The sequence below is a fragment of the Bacillus sp. IS1 genome (assembly GCF_032461585.1).
Classification (GTDB): Bacteria; Bacillota; Bacilli; order Bacillales; family Bacillaceae; genus Bacillus; species Bacillus velezensis.
In genome coordinates this window covers 639442-658799 of the sequence record NZ_JAWCWR010000001.1, presented here as the reverse complement: position 1 = coordinate 658799, position 19358 = coordinate 639442, and the positions used below count along the sequence as shown (strand labels likewise).

General features: G+C 42.4%; 16 protein-coding genes. 4 read left to right on the top strand and 12 right to left on the bottom strand.

What is annotated here, in order from left to right; genetic code table 11:
• The first annotated feature begins 49 nt into the window (after positions 1-49).
• Positions 50-217: a hypothetical protein gene (locus RUW00_RS02855; protein ID WP_012117628.1), complete on the top strand. Its 168-nt coding sequence runs from the start codon at positions 50-52 to the stop codon at positions 215-217.
• 48 nt (positions 218-265) lie between these two features.
• Here RUW00_RS02855 and RUW00_RS02850 read toward each other — a convergent pair whose 3' ends face one another.
• Complete coding sequence (locus RUW00_RS02850) at positions 266-451, bottom strand: hypothetical protein (protein WP_280145115.1); 186 nt, start codon at positions 449-451, stop codon at positions 266-268.
• Positions 452-944: 493 nt separating this feature from the next.
• Between RUW00_RS02850 and RUW00_RS02845 the strand changes: the two genes are divergently transcribed.
• The gene (locus RUW00_RS02845; RefSeq protein WP_003154037.1) at positions 945-1043 is read left to right on the top strand and encodes a YjcZ family sporulation protein; all 99 of its coding nucleotides are present in this window, start codon (positions 945-947) and stop codon (positions 1041-1043) included.
• 101 nt (positions 1044-1144) lie between these two features.
• Here the strand turns inward: RUW00_RS02845 and RUW00_RS02840 are convergent, their stop codons facing one another.
• From RUW00_RS02840 to xylA, 4 genes are all read right to left on the bottom strand, one after another.
• The gene (locus tag RUW00_RS02840; RefSeq protein WP_280145114.1) at positions 1145-1495 is read right to left on the bottom strand and encodes a hypothetical protein; all 351 of its coding nucleotides are present in this window, start codon (positions 1493-1495) and stop codon (positions 1145-1147) included.
• A 334-nt stretch (positions 1496-1829) separates the two neighbouring features.
• Positions 1830-4427, bottom strand: coding sequence for a phosphoenolpyruvate synthase (gene ppsA / locus RUW00_RS02835; protein ID WP_280145113.1), 2598 nt, complete (start codon positions 4425-4427; stop codon positions 1830-1832).
• 174 nt (positions 4428-4601) lie between these two features.
• Positions 4602-6101 (bottom strand): xylulokinase, encoded by a 1500-nt coding sequence (gene xylB, locus RUW00_RS02830; protein ID WP_095272113.1) that lies wholly within the window; start codon positions 6099-6101, stop codon positions 4602-4604.
• 131 nt (positions 6102-6232) lie between these two features.
• Complete coding sequence (gene xylA, locus RUW00_RS02825; RefSeq protein WP_021493439.1) at positions 6233-7570, bottom strand: xylose isomerase; 1338 nt, start codon at positions 7568-7570, stop codon at positions 6233-6235.
• A 263-nt stretch (positions 7571-7833) separates the two neighbouring features.
• Between xylA and xylR the strand changes: the two genes are divergently transcribed.
• A complete protein-coding gene (gene xylR, locus RUW00_RS02820; RefSeq protein ID WP_095272110.1) occupies positions 7834-8988 on the top strand; it encodes a transcriptional repressor XylR in 1155 nt (384 codons plus the stop codon).
• Between the two features lie 143 nt (positions 8989-9131).
• On the opposite strand, the gene xynB is transcribed toward xylR, so the two are convergent.
• The 7 genes from xynB to spoVK form a co-directional block, all read right to left on the bottom strand.
• On the bottom strand, positions 9132-10733 hold the full coding sequence (gene xynB, locus RUW00_RS02815; RefSeq protein ID WP_095272108.1) for a xylan 1,4-beta-xylosidase: 1602 nt from the start codon (positions 10731-10733) through the stop codon (positions 9132-9134).
• A gap of 42 nt (positions 10734-10775) precedes the next feature.
• Entirely contained in the window at positions 10776-12167 is a 1392-nt protein-coding gene (locus RUW00_RS02810; RefSeq protein ID WP_021493442.1) for an MFS transporter, read from the bottom strand.
• Between the two features lie 574 nt (positions 12168-12741).
• A complete protein-coding gene (glnA, locus tag RUW00_RS02805; RefSeq protein WP_007410365.1) occupies positions 12742-14076 on the bottom strand; it encodes a type I glutamate--ammonia ligase in 1335 nt (444 codons plus the stop codon).
• Between the two features lie 57 nt (positions 14077-14133).
• The gene (glnR, locus tag RUW00_RS02800) at positions 14134-14538 is read right to left on the bottom strand and encodes a transcriptional repressor GlnR (RefSeq protein WP_007611631.1); all 405 of its coding nucleotides are present in this window, start codon (positions 14536-14538) and stop codon (positions 14134-14136) included.
• A gap of 109 nt (positions 14539-14647) precedes the next feature.
• Positions 14648-15913: a methionine gamma-lyase family protein gene (locus RUW00_RS02795; RefSeq protein WP_095272105.1), complete on the bottom strand. Its 1266-nt coding sequence runs from the start codon at positions 15911-15913 to the stop codon at positions 14648-14650.
• A gap of 16 nt (positions 15914-15929) precedes the next feature.
• Positions 15930-17192, bottom strand: a complete 1263-nt coding sequence (hflX, locus tag RUW00_RS02790; protein ID WP_280145112.1) for a GTPase HflX — start codon at positions 17190-17192, stop codon at positions 15930-15932.
• A 129-nt stretch (positions 17193-17321) separates the two neighbouring features.
• Positions 17322-18290 (bottom strand): stage V sporulation protein K, encoded by a 969-nt coding sequence (spoVK, locus tag RUW00_RS02785; RefSeq protein ID WP_015417523.1) that lies wholly within the window; start codon positions 18288-18290, stop codon positions 17322-17324.
• Positions 18291-18596: 306 nt separating this feature from the next.
• On the opposite strand from spoVK, the gene RUW00_RS02780 reads away from it, so the two are divergent.
• Positions 18597-19355, top strand: a complete 759-nt coding sequence (locus RUW00_RS02780) for an N-acetylmuramoyl-L-alanine amidase (RefSeq protein WP_095272100.1) — start codon at positions 18597-18599, stop codon at positions 19353-19355.
• The last annotated feature ends 3 nt before the right edge of the window (positions 19356-19358 follow it).

Below are 19358 nucleotides of genomic sequence, written 5' to 3'. Positions count from 1 at the left end.
ATATGGTATGGTAAAATTTATAAAAACAAACAAAGGAGTGTTGTTACATATGAGTCTTATCATTTTAGCATCCATGCTTTTATGGGGTGCAGTGATCCACGAGCTAAACAAACCTTCAAAAAAACAAAGTAAACGAAAAATGATCCCTTTGGTATCCCTCAGTTCTTTATCTACTTTAATCATCACAATTTCGCTTTTTTCTAATTTAATTGGTTGATATTTGTTATGAGGAAACCCGCCAGAGGTTCCTCATAACACTAAAAACCTACTCACTGCACTTTTTACAGCAGACCTTATCAGAGTGTTTGCTTAACACTTTGTCCATTCTCCCCACAGGCATCTTCTTCTCACTCGGAAGTGTAAGATAAGCTGTTATCTCATCCCCTGATTTTAATGTTTTTCCGCAGATAGAGCATGTTAACTCAGTATTAAAGAAATTTTTTAATCCCATTCAGAAGCCTCCTTACTTACCTTTATAAAAGTAATACGTTAATGCTTTATAAAAGTTTCACGTTAAAGAAATACTCCTTTGCTTGGGAATATACTTCGTTTCAGTTGATCCGCATCCGCCCCGGTCATCGTTGCCTATAACTTTATCTACACCACAAACCCGCAAGCAGCCTCCTTGTATCGTACCCTCCGTCCCTTTGTGATTTGTTTTGATTTGTCGTATACTGCGCTTTCCCGGGAAATGATGAATATTTTCGTTAACTATAATTTCCCTGTACCTCTTCGTATGTGGCTCTGCATGAACTTCATGGCCCACCACTTTCATACACAGTTTTATTGCATGTTTAGCCATATCCCTCCTCTATTATTTATTGTCTTAGAAGCTCTTCATTTTAGACATAACATCCATTTTTTCTTATTTAGACTTAAATCTATGTCGAAATTTATCGTCCGGCATATTATGTACTATCCTAACAACAGGAGGTGGCAATAATATGGGGAACTACGGTGGAAATTACGGTGGAAGCTCTTTCGTATTGATCGTTGTGCTGTTCATTTTGTTAATCATTGTAGGTGCTGCATTCCTTTTCTAGCACATTGACGATTTATATTCGTCTCCCAAACATTGCATCCCTTAGTTCGGACAGACGCCATAAGAAGTTTTATGGCGTTTTTACTTTTTGAAAAAATCCATCTAAGATAAACATTTTTTATTTTTACTCTGGTAAGCGGGAGAGTTTCCTCCCCTGCCTGCGCCAATATTGCCGCTATGAAGGATGAGGCGAACAATCCAAAAAGCATTGATCCATTCTTTAAAAACGATTCCGAAAATCAACAATTCGTAAGCAGTTCCATATAAAATAGCTAAACCAGTGATTGCCCATTGGCTAATATTCTTATCGCCTAGACAATCTGATACATATCCAGTCCAACACTTAGCACTCAGCATGTTTGATGATGGGCCCGTTGTATCTTCTGCAGACTTTTCTGATTCAAAGACACCAGACTTATCTTCATCTTTAACGCCATTAATCCAATATGTCATTTCGTTTTGAATAAAGACTTGTTCATGAACATAGCCCCTAAATAGTTGTTACTAAGGCGTTTTTAAAATTCATCAGTGTTACAGATGTTGTGAACTTAAAAAGGATATTACTCACCTTCATAAAATTGTCATTTGTTAGATTTAGTCACTGAATCTTTTTGTTTGGTATATTAGCGGCCTTCCACACTCATATAAAAAGGGTTCACCCACAAAATGCGGTGTTCACACATTAAGTCATTTTCACATAAAAAAACCGGATTCCTCCTCTAAGAGGTTCCGGCTTTTCTTAGTAAAATGCGGGAAATATCTGGTGACGTGCTGCACACCCCCGCTATTATAATATTTCAATAGAGCCTTCTGTTCCATGAACGCGGATTCGCTGCCCATCTTTTATCAATTGGGTTGCATTTTCAACTCCAACAACTGCAGGTAAGCCGTATTCACGCGCGATAACCGCTCCATGGGTCATCAGTCCGCCAACTTCAGTGACCAGGCCTTTTATGGATACAAACAATGGCGTCCAGCTGGGATCAGTATAGGAGGTAACTAATATATCTCCATCTTCCAAATCGGCATCTTCCATGTTTAAAATAACCCGTGCCCGCCCCTCTATGACTCCCGAGGAAACGGGCAGCCCTGCAATCGCTCCGGCCGGGAGGTTTTCTCGTTTGTACTCGCCTGTAACGATTTCACCGTCAGACGTGATAACACGCGGCGGAGATAGTTTTTCATATACTTTATACTCGCCTTTTCGTGTGCTGATGATTTGGTAATCCAATTTATGTGTGCGTACGACTTCCTGAAGTTCTTCAAAAGTGAGATAGTATATGTCTTTTTTTTCATGAATAACGCCCGCTTCTGCGAGTTGTTCGGCTTCTTTCAGTAAAGCCTGCTTATAAACGAAGTAGCGGCTGATCATGCCGTATTTTGGATATTCTCTGAACCCGCTGAAGTTCCGGATGATGCGGATCATTCGTTTGGTTTCTTTGGCTTTTTGTTCACCATCCGGTAATTGCTTCAATCGGTCTAATAACTCTTGTTCTTTCTTCAACGCCTCCTGCCGCCCTTGCTCAAATTTCCGCTGGCTGGCATTTGGCTCAAAGTTTTTGAGATTATTAAGAATCATAGGGACAAGTGCAGTTGGTTTTTCGCTCCATCGAGTTCTTGTCATATCAATTTCTCCGGCACATCGCATTCCGTACTTGTTGAGATAAGCATAGATAGCGTCATGGGTTTCCCGCCCGCCTTCAAACGTCACCAGCCCATCCAAAAAGTGATCATCTTTTACATTCTCTAAATAGGCAATTACTTCTGGATAAGGGCGGATCACATCGGCGACGTCCAATAGCGCAAGCCCCATTTCTGAGGTAATATTATGGGGTACAGATTGAGAAAGCGTATCTGCTGCGTTTTTTTCACCTAACCACTCGTTCATTTTTTCGTTAATCCATGATGAAGCATCCATTGCAGTTCGAATCAACACCGAACTTTTCGGGTTAAATAGAATCTTCTTTAATTCCTGGATATCTTCCAAAATAAAACGAAATAAATCAGATCCTGATTTCGTCTGGATGTTTTGTTTTAACTCTTCTATCGATGCTTGACTGCTCTTAATCAAATCAGAAACAATTGCCGGATCGTTTCCAGCTTGTTCCGGCATATCTGCATTGCCTTTGCCGGGAATCGGTGCCGTTTTATCAGGTATCGGCTTAATGAAATCATCTCGCTCTATTATGGTCATAAGTGCGTCTTTTAAGAGCGGATCGTGCTGCCCCATGCCTTTTAAGAAAACTTCTCTGACATTAGGAGATGCCAGTTGATGTGTGACATCAACGAATAGCCTTCCGCCGGCTTTACGCATGGGTGCAGCAGTCGTCAACAGAAAAAAAGACAATCCAAGGGGTTTTATGGGATCCGTCATCATTTGCTGATGACCAACAGAGATATAGACGTGATTTTCTTGATCGTTCGCTTCAGGAACGGGGTATAACGTTGTGATCGGACGACTTTGGACAATATAAAAAGTATCGCGGTCCAAACACCATTCGATATCTTGCGGCTGGCCGAAATGAGCTTCGATCTGTCTCCCGATACGTGCCAGCTGTAAAATTTGTTCATCAGTCAGTGTTTGAATCTTTTGCTGATCAAGAGCGATCTCCTGTGTTTCTGTTCCGCCTTCTTTTCGTCCATAGATAGCCAATTTTTTAGTTTCTATTCTCTTATCGACGATTTGCCCGTCCTGTACTCTATAACAATCGGCAGAGACTAAGCCGGAGACAAGTGCTTCACCAAGTCCAAAACCGGCATCGATGGATAGCAGCTTTCGGTTTCCGGTTATCGGATCAGCGGTAAATAAAATTCCCGAAGCCTGAGGGAACACCATCCTTTGGATGATAACGGATAAATAAACTTGGCTGTGATCAAATCCATTTTGCATACGGTAAATGACCGCGCGATCCGTAAATAGGGACGCCCAACATTTACTGATATGCTGCAAGATCGCATCGACGCCGGTAATATTTAAATAGGTGTCTTGTTGACCGGCAAAAGAGGCATGCGGTAAATCCTCAGCTGTCGCACTGGAACGTACGGCATAGGCATGTTCTTCGCCGAACCGGGAGAGATGGCAAGCAACTGCTTTGACTACATCTGAAGGAATTTCTGTTTCCATAATGGTTTGCCGGATTTTTTTGCTGACTTCACCAATTTGATCCCGATTCTCCACTTTCAGCATGGTCAGTTGATCCAACAGCGCTTGTAATGTTTCATTTTGTTCAATGGCTTTTTGATATCCTGCGGTTGTGACACAAAATCCTTCCGGTACTTGTATTCCTTGAATTTTTGATAATTCCCCTAAATGTAACCCTTTTCCTCCAACGAGCAAAGGCTGTGTTTTTTCAATTTCGTGAATGCCGAGAACCAAAGAACTCATTCTATATCTCCCCTTCAAAAAAATTTGACAAGAGCTTTTCAGCATGATATAATCATAATATATGATGGATAACTATGACTTTTCACACAAAAAGCACGCGTGTTCTGATTATATCACCGTGTCTGTTTTTGTGCAATATAAAAAGAACCTGGCCAATTTGGCGAGGTTCTTTCTTCATTTTTGTCTAAAGCTCTTTAAAGCTGTATTGAGATCTTTTGTGTGAACGTAAATGTTCTTATACAACTCGAATAGTGTTTTATATTTTTGAACATTTTGTTCTTTTGGATAAAATGCAGCTGCTTCATGAATGAACTGCTCTGCACATTCTTCAAGAGAGTCAAACCACCCGCTTCCGAAGGCAGCTAACATCGCAGCCCCCATGGCGGGACCTTGTTCATTCTCTAACTTAACCACCCTCGTATTGAAAATATCAGCTTGCATTTGAAGCCACGTTTCATTTTTAGCTCCCCCGCCAATAGAGACAACCGTATCAACTGATTTTCCCGCTTCGCGGAATAGCTCAATTGATTCATATAAAGAGAATGTGATGCCTTCCATTATCGCCCTCAAAAAGTGCTCTCTTTTATGGGCTCCGTCCATTCCGATCAAGCTTCCCCGAATAGATGAATCAGCATGCGGCGTTCTTTCACCGACTAAGTAAGGAGTGTACAGCAGTCCATTTGCTCCTATCGGAACAGATTCCACCCCCCGCAATAATTGTTCAAACGATTCGTTTGGCGCAAACGTTCTTTTAAACCAGTCCAAGCTGTACCCTGCAGCGAGCGTGACCCCCATCGTATAAAAAGAATCCTTTTTTCCATGATTAAAAAAGTGCACTTTCCCTTTAAAATCTCTTTCTTTGTCTTCTTCACAGGAAAGTATGACTCCTGACGTCCCAATGCTGCATAATGTTTTTCCGGAAGAAAGAATACCGGCTCCGACAGCACCACAAGCATTATCTGCTCCCCCAGCGTACACTTTTGTTTTTTCCAACAGCCCTGTCTTCGCCGCAACGCTCGGAAGCAGCGATCCTACACAGTCATGGGATTCAACAAGCGGAGGACAAATTTCCGCTGAAATACCAAATTGATTGCAAATCTCATCGCTCCACTCTTTGCGGGTCATATGTAAAAGTAACGTTCCCGCCGCATCGGAGTATTCGGTGTGAATGGCGCCAGTCATGCGGAATCTCACATAGTCTTTCGGAAGCAAAAAAACAGCGGTTTTGTTAAAAAGTTCAGGCTCATGTTCCTTCACCCATAACATTTTAGGTAATGTAAACCCTTCAAGAACACGGTTTTTTGTGATATCAAGCAGATGATCGCCAAATGTCTCGGTTATCCTGCTACATTGAGGCGTCGTTCTGGTATCATTCCATAGAATCGCATGACGCAGCACCCGCCGATCTTGGTCAAGCAGTACTAACCCATGCATTTGTCCCGAATAGCTAATCCCGTCAATATCCCCGGCTTGAACGTTGGATATCGAAATCAATTCAGCCAATGCTTCAATTGTTTGCTGCACCCAGTCTTCAGGATTTTGCTCACTATATCCCGCCTTCTCTTGGATGAGCGGGTAACTTTTGGACGTTTCTGCACAAACCTTGCCGTTTTGATTGACTAAAATGGTTTTAACGGCACTCGTTCCAAGATCTATTCCAATGACATACTTCATTTTTTCACTCCTTCCTCTCTAAATAGATCCCCATTGAAATGACCCGCCATAACAGTAACTTCATGACGGGCAATTCCGGGAACTTGGCTGCCTGCATCTTTTTACAGCGGGATCTGGAGCTTCTTTTTTCATTATACCTGTAAAATGTATTGGTTTAATATCGCTTTTAACCGCTCCTGTCTCCCTGATTCGTTTTTAATTGGCTGATTGTTCAGCGCATATTGCTCAAGTGTCTTAAAATCAGCTCTTCCTTCTGCAATTTCAAGACCAATCCCTTCAGTAAAACTGCGGTAACGGTGTTGAATCACATCTTCAAACACACGATCTTCGATTAATTTGTGGGCGGCTTTCAACCCTCTTGCAAATGTATCCATCCCTGCAACATGGGCATATAGTAAATCATCAGGCTCAAAAGAAGATCTTCTGACCTTTGCGTCAAAGTTTAATCCGCCGCTTCCAAGACCGCCATTTTGCAGGATTTCGTACATTGCTAATGTCGCAGAATATAAATCTGTCGGAAATTCATCTGTGTCCCAGCCTAAAAGGGGATCACCCTGATTCGCGTCAACAGAGCCAAGCAGGCCATGCACTCTCGCCATGCGTAATTCATGTTCGAATGTATGCCCGGCTAATGTGGCATGATTGGCTTCGAGATTTAATTTAAAATGATTGTCTAAGCCATATTGCTTTAAAAAGGCAATGGTTGTTGCTGCGTCCGTATCATATTGATGGGTGGTCGGCTCTTTTGGTTTTGGTTCAATCAAAAACTGCCCTGTATACCCGATTTCCTTCGCATAATCCACTGCCATATGCATAAATCTGGCCATATTATCAAGCTCAAATTTTAAATCGGTATTTAACAAAGTTTCGTACCCTTCACGTCCGCCCCAAAATACATAGTTCTCCGCGCCAAGCTCTTTTGCTGTTTCTAATCCTTTTTTTACTTGGGCTGCGGCATACGCAAATACATCTGCATTACAAGAAGTCGCCGCACCATGGACGAAACGGGGATTCGTAAACATGTTTGCAGTATTCCATAATAACTTAACGCCGCTGGTTCTCATGTAGTCTTTTATCATGTCCACGATTATATCCAGATTTTGATTTGTCTCTTTTAACGTACTTCCTTCCGGTGCGATATCCCGGTCATGAAAAGCAAAAAATGGCGCATCCAGTTTTTCAAACAGCTCAAACGCTGCATCTACCCTCGCTCTCGCCAGATCCATGCCTTTATAGTGATCCCACGGTCTCTGCATCGTAGCTGCGCCAAAAATGTCTGTTCCGTCAGCGGTAAATGTATGCCAATAGGCAATAGAAAATCGCAAATGCTCCTTCATCGTTTTTCCGCCAATTACTTCTTGAGAATTATAGTATTTAAATGCTAAAGGATTCGTGGATTCTTTCCCTTCGTAAATCACTTTGTTTGCGCTTTCAAAATAGTTGACTGAACCGGAATGAGAGTGAGCCATGTGTGATTTCCCCCTTAAAAATAAATTCTAAACATGATCATTCAAATACAAATGCTTTTATGTCATGTTGCACATTAGTTTGTTGCCCAAACAAACTAACTTATTTTCATCTTATATAACCTCATCAGTATTTTCAATATTTTTTTTAGTTTTTTACGAACACATTAGATATAATAAAGGTTGGATTCGCTATGTACTGCGTTTCGCACGATAACACAGAACGTTCAACTTAATTTAAAGATTATACAAATGGAGTGGATGAAGTGGATATCGCTGATCAAGCCTTTGTCAAAAAAGTTAACCAAAAGTTATTACTAAACGAAATACTTAAGAATTCTCCTATTTCAAGAGCAAAATTATCTGAAATGACCGGATTAAATAAATCAACTGTTTCGTCACAGGTAAACACTTTAATGAAAGAAAACCTCGTATTTGAAATAGGTCAGGGACAATCCAGCGGCGGCAGAAGACCTGTCATGCTTGTTTTTAATAAAAAAGCAGGATACTCCGTAGGAATAGATGTTGGCGTGGATTATGTTAATGGCATTTTAACAGATCTTGAAGGGACGATCGTCCTTGATCAACACCATCATTTGGAATGCAATTCTCCAGAAATCACTAAAGATATTTTAATTGAGATGATTCATCACTTTATTGCAAATATGCCGCAATCTCCATACGGTCTTATTGGTATAGGGATATGCGCGCCCGGGCTGATTGACAAAAATCAAAAAATTGTTTTTGCTCCGAACTCCAACTGGAGAGATATTGACTTAAAATCTTTCATCCGAGAGAAGTTCAATGTGCCCGTTTTTATTGAAAATGAGGCAAATGCCGGCGCATATGGAGAAAAAGTATTTGGTGCGGCAAAAAATCACGATAACATGATTTATGCAAGTATCGGTACAGGAATAGGAATCGGCGTTATAATCAACAATCATTTATATAGAGGGGTTGGCGGATTCTCTGGAGAAATGGGACATATGACAATAGACTTTAAGGGTCCTAAATGCAGCTGCGGAAACCGAGGCTGCTGGGAATTGTATGCTTCAGAGAAGGCTTTATTAACATCTCTTCAGACGAAAGAGAAAAAAGTGTCCAGCCAAGATATCATAGACCTCGCCCATCTGAATGATGTTGGAACTTTACAGGCATTACAAAATTTTGGTTTCTATTTAGGAATAGGCCTGACCAATATTTTAAATACATTTAATCCGCAAGCCGTCATTTTAAGAAACAGCATCATTGAATCGCATCCTATGGTTTTACATTCAATTAAAAGTGAAGTGTCTTCCAGGGTTTATTCCCAACTAGACAATAGCTATGAATTATTACCATCTATCTTAGGAAAAAATGCCCCTGCTCTAGGAATGTCCTCAATTGTGATTGATCATTTTCTCGACATGGTTCATAACTGAAATGTACATACTTCTATGTTTTACGCTCATCTTTAAAGATGGGTTTTTTTATTCTATGAGTATTTCTGAATCAATACTGACATAGGCACCTTCTAATATGAAAAAGGAGTTCTAAAATAGAAATCTCCTTTTTCATGTGCTAATTATTTTTCTTTATAACTGAAATATCTGAAGTCGGCCGGAATATGATTACCGCTCGTATCTTGGCATTGCATCCCTACAAAAGCTCCTGTAAAGAATCCCCCGCCGCGGATGTAATCATCTGATAATTTTTTCGATTCCAATGCAATGTCAATTTTGTGCCAATCTTCGTTGTTAAATGAATAGAAATAATAATATTTTTCGTTTTCAATATTCACTTTTAAATAGACATACTTGACTTCACGAGGAATCACAATTTTATTTTTTAACGGTTGTGAAAAAGAGAAGTTATCACATATCGTTAATTCAAGAATACGGCCAAGTTCTTCATCATACGTGACTTGAAGAGCCGTCCAGTTCTCTGTATTGTAATAGTTCACCAATCCAGCGGCTTGTTGAAAATTTTCCGGATAGAACGCAACAGCAGTTTCGGCTTCAAAATGGAGACTTTGCCAGCGTCTGGCTACAAATGCCTGAGTAAATGTCGAAGTTAAGGATTCATGGCCGTATAATCGTAAATGATTTGGCACTTGAGTTAATGATCCTAATTTCTCCGTAAACGGAATTCTTAACGTTTGAAAATTAATATTTAATGTTGCATCCTCAAATTCATCAACTTCCGGATACGTGTCTTCAAACATTGTTTCAGGTATAGAAGGCGCATCCACCTCCAAGCTCCCTTCTTTTCCGCCTTTTACATAAGGCCAGCCATCTTTCCAATAGAGCTTTTGAATAGCAGTTTCTCTGCCCAGAGGACAATATCCTCTCTGCTGAAAAATTGAATCATTGTCCGGATGAATGGGACGTCCCGTTAAATGAGCTAAATACCACTCATCTGTATGTGTTTGTACAATGGATGCATGTCCGCATTTTTGCAGCGGATTTTCCGGCGCATGCCATGACGTTAAGATAGGATTATCAGGATGAACTTCATATGGACCCTCAATATTTGCAGAACGGGCAATTGTAGCAGCATGTTCGAACCGCGTTCCTCCTTCTGCGGTTAATAAATAATAATAGTTCCCGATACGGTAAAGGTGCGGCGCTTCTGTCAGCTTTCTTTCAGTTCCTTTAAATATCACTTTCGGTTTACCGATTAGTTTTTGCTCCTTATCAGAATATTCCTGCATGACAATACCTCCAAAGGAGTGCCGATCAATACGCTGATCCCATAACATATTTAATAAATATTTTTTTCCATCCGTATCATGGAACAAAGAAGCATCAAAACCCGAGCTGTTTAATGTGATCGGCTCCCCCCACTCACCATTAATCGTGTCACAAGTCACTAAATAATTGTGGCAATCTTTCCAGGCGCCATCTACGACCTTAACATCCGTATAGATCAGCCAAAACTTTCCGTCACTGTAACTTAAACATGGCGCCCAGACCCCGCCTGAATTAGGATTTCCTTTCATGTCTAATTGCGATACTCTCTGTAATGGATGTGCAACTAAGTGCCAATTGACTAAATCTTTTGAGTGGTGTATCTGGACTCCCGGAAACCACTCAAATGTAGATACAGCGATATAATAATCCTCTCCAACCCTGCAAATACTCGGATCGGGGTTGAATCCTTTAAGTACTGGATTGATAATCTTCATTTTGAACTCCTCCTCAGCTATTTTCTGTTGACTCATCATGTTTTAAGCTTTGAAATCGTCAATATGATCCAAATAAACTTTATCTCTATTCTCTAATTCTCGAACCATGCTTTTATATTTTTTCTCATCTAAGTTATAGAAATTAATATCAATCATGGCCAGAACCAGTAAGAACACGGGAATAATGGTTGTTGTAATTAAAATTCCCGTCAATGCCTCCGGCGTTTGCACCTGATTTGCCACATATCCAAACTGATCTAGAACCAAACCCGGTACAACCCCTCCCAAGGCCATGCCGAATTTAAAGAAAAATCCGATAATAGCGTATATGAGACCGCCCATTCTTTTCCCGGTCTTATACTCTCCATATTCTATTGTTTCAGGAATAAGCGCCCACATATATCCCCCGGCAGTGAGACTTCCGGCAGCGGCCAGTAATCGAAAGGAAAGTATGAGGAATACATTACTTGACGGAACGAAAAGTAAAGCTAAGAGGCCGATCATATTCAGTAATAATGCATAGTTTAGTAATTTCTTCTTCCCTAATAATTGATGAAGCTTTGGAATAAACGGTAAAATGACCAAAGCAGGCAAACTTCCCAACAAACCGTACCACTTCACCAAATCCGCTCTTTCTAAATTATACGTTACGTAATAGATGCCAACCGAATTACTGATTGAATTCACTCCAAAAATAATAATAAAGAAAATACTTAATACAACTAGAGGACGATTCACACGAAATTGCTCAAATATATCCGAAAATTTAATTTTTTCTTCGGATTTTTGAAGCGTGACACGCTCTTTTGTGCTTTTAAAACAAAAGATTAAAAGGCACCCGCCTATAACTCCCATAATACCCATGGTTAGCTGCCAGCCAAGAGATTCGCTGCCGGAAGTATCGCTTAAATAAGCAGCCAGTAAGGGAACAAAAAATGCAACGACAAGTCCCCCAAGATTCGCAAATAACATACGGACAGACGTTATACTAACAACTTCTTGATTATTTCTGGTCATTGCAGATGTTAACGCGCCATATGGCACGTTTATCATTGTGTATGTAAGCGATAAGCCGACATAGGTGATATAGGCATATATTAATTTCCCCATATCCGAAAAATCCGGGGTTGTAAAACAGAGTATTGCCAATATGACAAAGGGAAAAGCTCCGAATAAAAGATACGGTCTAAAGCGGCCAAACCTGCTATTTGTTCTGTCAACTATTGTTCCGATAAAAGGATCAGCGAGAGCGTCGATGATTCTAACCACTAAAAACATCGTACCGGCTGCTGCTGCCGATAAACCAAAAACATCTGTATAGAAGAACAAAAGATACGTAGACACTGTTGCATAAATTAAATTACATGCAAAATCTCCAGACGCATATCCAACTTTTTCAACCATGCTGATCTTCTTTACATTTTCACTGAGCATGATTTCCTCCCCTTTTCGATCCTTTACATAAGGAACATGATGAAATGGTATAACATTTCTTCAATTTTATCGGCCAGTGAGCGGCATATAAAAGCGCTTTCAAAAAATGACAGCGGTTTACTTTCACAGAGCATTTTCAACATCCAAATGGTGATCAGATAGCAGTGAACAGGATAAAAGCTTGGCTTTCGCTTTTTATATACCTCCAATTAAATCGAGCCTCTTATCCCCTCCCATTTAAGACCTTTACATGATGGATAATTAAAGCGGGTTTCATTAGTTTGTTGACCGAACAAACTAACTTGATTTCATATTATAAAATCTTTTCTGCTTTTTCAACTCTTTTTTCAGAGAATTTAAAACCGACCAAAGGACATACCATGTTGTAATTGCCGACTGCTTCGACAGACGTTAAGTAAAAACCCCCTGTGTCACCTGACTGACTTATAAAATGATAAGCACTTCCATCATCTTGTGGGTGTTTTGTGGGTGATACTTGATTTATATTAAGATATTAAACTTGTTAAGAAACCAAAAAATCCCCTGACACCAATAGTGCCAAGGGATTGAGAGATTAATACTGAGACATATACTGTTCGCGCTCCCACGGATGAACCTGTGTGCGGAACATATCCCATTCGATTTCTTTTGCTTCGATGAAGTGTTCGAACAGGTGCTCGCCGAGCGCTGCAACCATGACTTCGTTTGATTTGAATTCGTCGAGAGCTTCCGCCAGTGTCGCCGGAAGATCTACGATGCCGTTTTCCATGCGCTCTTCTTTGCTCATGACGTAGATGTTGCGGTCAATCGGAGCCGGTGCTTCAAGTTTGTTTTTGATTCCGTCAAGGCCTGCTGCAAGCAATACGCTTAACGCCAGGTACGGGTTTGCCGCCGGGTCTACGCTGCGGACTTCAACACGCGTGCTGATGCCGCGGGAAGCCGGGATACGGATCAGCGGGCTTCTGTTTTGCGCGCTCCAAGCCACGTAGCAAGGTGCTTCATAGCCCGGAACAAGGCGTTTGTAAGAGTTCACTGTCGGGTTTGTGACAGCCGTAAAGCTTGTCGCGTGTTTTACGATACCGGCAATGAAATGTTTTGCTGTTTCACTCAGCTGAAGATCAGCGTCTTTATCAAAGAATGCGTTAACGCTATCTTTAAAGAGTGATAGGTTACAGTGCATACCGGAACCGTTTACGCCGAACAGCGGTTTTGGCATGAATGTCGCATGCAGACCGTGTTTGCGGGCGATCGTTTTGACAACCAGTTTGAAAGTTTGGATGTCGTCACAAGAACGGATGGCACCGGCATATTTAAAATCGATTTCGTGCTGACCCGGAGCAACTTCATGGTGAGATGCTTCGATTTCAAAGCCCATTTCTTCAAGCTCAAGCACGATATCGCGGCGGCAGTTTTCTCCCAAGTCAGTCGGAGCCAGGTCGAAGTATCCGCCTTTATCGTTCAATTCAAGCGTCGGTTCGCCTTTTTCATCTAATTTAAACAGGAAGAATTCAGGCTCAGGTCCAAGATTGAAATCGCTGAAACCGAGTTCTTTCATTTCTTTCAGAATCCGTTTGAGGTTGTTACGCGGGTCACCTTCGAACGGCGTGCCGTCCGGATTGTAAATGTCACAGATGAAGCGTGCTACTTTACCTTTTTCAGCAGTCCATGGGAAGATTACAAATGTGTTCAGATCAGGATATAAGTACATATCAGACTCTTCGATACGGACGAAACCTTCGATGGAAGAACCGTCGAACATGCATTTATTATCAAGTGCTTTTTCAAGCTGGCTCACAGGAATTTCCACGTTTTTAATCGTTCCGAGAATGTCTGTGAACTGAAGGCGGATATACTTTACGTTTTCCTCATTTACTAATTTTACGATGTCTTCTCTTGTGTACTTTGCCATTTCGTAAAACTCCTCCTCTAAAAGGTAAATGTATATAGCAAAACAGTTGCTAACGGATTAATGAAAGAATCGGGACATGTCACCTTGGCGGAAAGTATTTCCCCGCTGGAAACGGCCTGCCTGCATCAGTTCGTTTTTCAGAAGCTTTCTGAGTTCGTCATCAGACAGATCGTGCTTCATCGGTTTGGCGGTTTTTTCGGATTTTTCTTCCGGTTCGGCAGATGCCTTATCCAGAATTTGTTTGATCCCCGCCATATTGACGCCTTGTTCAATCAGATTTTTGATTTCTAACAGTTTATCTACATCATGGAATGAAAATAATCGTCTATTTCCTTCGCTTCTCGCTGGAAATATCAATCCATTTTCCTCATAATATCGAATTTGCCGGGCAGAAAGTTCTGTTAACTGCATGACAATCCCAATTGGAAATAAAGGCATTGAGCGGCGAATGTTATCACTCATCTCAATTTCCTCCTTTTCTTATCTTAGTCTCATTATAGGTGATGTTATATTTTGTGTCAACACAATGTAAGGAATCTTAACATCAAATTCTTTGAAAATTGCAAACGGCCTAGATCAGCTCTTTTTCCATTAAAGCATTTACGGCGCTGCAAATCGCATTTTTCACGTGCGCGTAGGTTAATCCTCCTTGGACATACGCCACATAAGGCGGTCTGATAGGTCCATCTGCTGATAATTCAATGCTTGCTCCCTGTACGAAAGTGCCCGCTGCCATAATGACATCGTCTTCATATCCCGGCATATAGCTCGGATAAGGCGTCACATGCGCATTAATCGGTGAAGCATATTGTATCGCCTGGCAAAAAGCGATCATCTTTTCAGGGTCCTGAAACTCAACTGATTGAATCAGATCCGTTCTCGGCGCATTCCATGCAGGGTTTGACGTAAAGCCGAGCTTTTCAAGAAAACGGGCGGTAAATACCGCTCCCTTCAAGCTTTGCGCCACTACATGCGGAGCGAGAAAGAAACCTTGATACATTTCCTGCAGTGAATAAAGCGAAGCCCCGGCTTCACTTCCGATTCCCGGGGAGGTCATCCGGTAAGAGCAGGCCTCAATCCACTTGGCTTTCCCTACAAGATAGCCGCCCGTTTTAGCAAGGCCGCCGCCCGGGTTTTTAATCAGGGAGCCGGCCATAAGATCCGCTCCGACGTGGCAGGGTTCCCGCTCTTCTGCAAATTCTCCGTAGCAATTGTCCACAAAAACAATGACATCTTCTTTGATTTCCTTTACGAAACGAATCATCTCTTCAATTTCATTTATTCTGAAAGACGGACGATTCGCATATCCTTTTGAACGCTGGATGCCGATCACTTTTGTATTCGGCCGGATTGCAGCCCGGACCGCTTCAAAGTCCACTCTGCCTTCTGATGTTAAATCGACTGCATTGTATCCGATTTGAAATTCCTTAAGCGAGCCTGAATACTCCCCGCCTCTTACTCCGACGATTTCCTCAAGTGTATCGTAAGGCTTGCCTGTAATATAAAGCAATTCGTCCCCGGGTCTCAGCACACCGAAGAGCGCGATTGAAATCGCATGCGTTCCGGAAATGATTTGAGGCCGCACGAGTCCCGCCTCTCCTCCGAACACATCAGCATAGATCTTCTCCAGTGTATCTCGTCCGATATCGTCATAACCGTATCCGGTTGAAGGCGTAAAATGCGTATCGCTTACTTTATGTGTTCTGTAGCTTTGCAGGACTCTCCATTCATTCCGTTCACTGATTTCTTCTATTCTTTTATGAACGGCGGAGATTTCCGCTTCTGTTTCTTCGGCGGTTTTTTGTAAAAGAGCGCCGTGGGTCAGTGTGTCAAACATGTTGTGTATACCTTCCTTACATGAATTTCTTCAGTTCTCCGAGTATGCTTTGTTCTTCCTGTACATAACCTGAGACTTCGTAGCGTTCATTTTCTTCATTAAAATAAAGGCTGTCGATCATGGTCTCTGATTTGATGCGTGACATCAATTTGCCTTCGGCGGCAGGCACATGAACTTCATACGGCGTCATCAGCTCCCGGCGCAAATAAACTTCGATTTCCGCTTTTAGTTTTGCTTCATCCCCGGCGATTCTGGCGCTGATCATGATGTGGCCTTCTCCCGCTGTCGGGATGAAGTCAGGAAGTGTCTCATCACGTTTGTTATAAGCGGTCAGCACCGGAATATCATCTGCCTCAAGCTCTTTTAACAGACCGAGGACCGTCTGTTCATGTCCGGCATAATCTTCATTGGATGAATCAATGACATGAATGATCAAGTCTGCTTCCTTCACTTCCTCAAGCGTTGAGCGGAAAGCGGCAATCAGCGTCGTCGGCAGATCCTGAATGAAGCCGACCGTATCAGACAAAAGGACGCTGTAGCCGCTTGGGAGCGCCATCTTTCTCGTCATCGGATCAAGTGTTGCAAACAGCAGATCTTCTTCATAGCTGTCTGAGCTTGTTAATTGATTGAACCATGTTGATTTTCCGGCATTGGTATACCCGACGAGTGCAGCCTGAAGCACGCCGTTCTTTTTTCGTCTCTCCCGATAACGGCTTCTGTGGCGGATAACCGTTGAAAGCTGCACGTTAATTTCGTGTATGCGGTTTCTAATGTGGCGCCGGTCTGTTTCAAGCTTTGTCTCACCGGGCCCTCTCGTCCCGATTCCGCCGCCTTGTCTTGAGAGATTGATTCCTTGTCCGCTCAGACGCGGCAGCGCGTATTGAAGCTGGGCCAATTCGATCTGAAGCTTTCCTTCTCTCGTCTTCGCCCTTTTTGCGAAAATATCCAAAATAAGCTGCGTGCGGTCGATGATCTTCGCTTCAATTGCAGTGGCAAGTGATTTAAGCTGGCTCGGTGACAGTTCATCATTAAAAATGACCAGATCCGCTTCAAGCTCTTCACACAGCGCCTTCAGCTCGTCTACTTTCCCCTTGCCTATATATGTAGCGGCATCCGCTCTGTTCCGTTTTTGCGTAATCCGGGTCAGCACCGTTCCGTCAGCCGTTTTTGTCAATGAAGCAAGCTCTTCCATGGAATGTTCAAAGTGCTCATCCGTCATGTGCGGAAGCTGGCAGCCGACCAAAATGACCGTTTCTTTTTTTCCTTCCTGTTCGTTCAAATGGATGTTCCTTTCTGTGTCGTATTGGGCAGTAGTACTATCATACCAAACCCGCAGGGCGTATACCACACATCCGGCGGGTTTTAAAGAGAGAAATAAAAAAGAGACCCCTCAGACCGGCTGAGAGGCCTATTCGTGAGCTGCCGCCTCATCTTTTATAAGTAAATCCTGGCTCTTGATCGTCATTAAATCGTTTTTTAAGTATTGGTCTCCCATTAAAAGTCTCATAGCCTGAGCGCGGATCGATTTTTCAATCACGTTTCTGACAAAGCGCCCGTTGCTGAATTTAATGGGGCTTGTCGTGCTTTTCACTGTCATTAAGTAATCTTTTAACTTCCACTCGGCTTCCTGGCTTAATTGATACTCCCGCTCTGCTATCATGCGCTTTGCGATGTCCATCAGCTGAGTGACAGAGTAATCCGGAAAATCGATGCTGATAGGGAAACGCGATTGCAGGCCGGGATTTAATGACAGGAAATGTGTCATTTCTCTCGAGTACCCTGCCAGGATCAGAATAAATTCATGCTGTTTGTCTTCCATATGCTTGACAAGCGTATCAATCGCCTCTTTACCGAAATCCTTTTCTCCGCCCCTTGCAAGTGAGTATGCTTCATCAATGAATAAAATGCCGCCGAGCGATTTTTTAATCAGATCTCTCGTTTTTTGCGCCGTGTGTCCGATGTATTCACCGACCAGATCGGCACGTTCCGCTTCGATCAGATGTCCTTTGGAAAGCACGTTCATTTCGAAGAAAAGCTTGCCGATCAGTCTCGCGACGGTGGTTTTCCCGGTGCCGGGGTTCCCTTTGAACATCATATGAAGAGCTTGTTTTCCGACTTTCAGCCCTTGTTCGGCCCGTTTTTGGTTGACGAATATCCACGCGTAAATTTCTTTAATGTTGCGTTTCATTTCTTCCATACCCACTAATGTGTTCATTTCTTTTTCAATTTCTTTCAGAATGCTGTGCTTGGCTTCATTTTTTTGCAGGGCGGCCTGATATTCCGCCTCAGCTTCCGCATTTGTCAGCACTTGCTTTTGTCCATTAAGAATGATGTTAATTTGTCCGTTATTTTTATAGGTTACAGCGCGCTCCAACATGCTCACCTCTCTGTTCTCTCTTTATCTTACTCATGATGAAGCGGTTCCGTGACATCCGCCTATCATCATGAGGTCCGTTTTCCTCTTTATCTGTCACTTTTTCCGTTCTCTTCGGGAATGATGTTGAATCCTGCGCTTTCCCGAGAAATATTTTTCATTTCTTATTGTATTCAACAGAAACGGGAGGACAAACCATTTATTTTTATTTTCCGGGAAATGTTGGGTGTGTTTCTCATTTTTTTCATGAATGACAGCCGTACAAGCACCTTTTGAATATCATCATATGCTGTAATGAGGTGATGGAGAATGGTTAAAATTTTTATAGACCCCGGTCATGGCGGAACTGATTCAGGTGCAACCGGAAACGGACTTCAGGAAAAAGCGGTCACGCTGGAGATCGCGCTGGCTTTGCGCACGATTCTGACGAATGAGTATGAAGGAGTTTCTGTCTTGATGAGCAGGACAAGCGATAAGACGGTCAGCCTGACGGAAAGAACGGATGCCGCCAACAGCTGGGGCGCAGATTATTTTTTATCCATTCATATTAACTCAGGAGGCGGAACCGGATTCGAAAGCTATATTTACCCCGGTGTCGGAGCGCCGACCTCGACTTACCAATCAGCCGTCCACACGCAAGTGATTCAAGCATCAGGTTTTAATGACCGAGGAAAAAAAACAGCTAACTTCCATGTGCTGCGGGAGACAAGTATGCCGGCGATTTTGACGGAGAATGGTTTTGTTGATACGTCAGCTGATGCAAACAAACTGAAAACAGCCAGTTTTATTGAAAGCCTTGCAAGAGGACATGCAAAGGGCTTGGAGCAAGCTTTCGGTCTAAAAAAAAAGGCTGACTTATATAAAGTGCAAATCGGCGCATTCAAAGTGAAAGCAAATGCTGATGCGCTTGCCGCCGATGCGGTGTCTAAAGGTTTTGACGCGATTGTGCTTCCAAAAGGCGGCTTATTTAAAGTGCAGATCGGCGCATTCTCTTCCAAAGATTATGCTGAAGCGTTGGCAGCACGGGCCGAAAAAGCCGGATTTGATGCCTTCATTGTGCAAGACTAAATG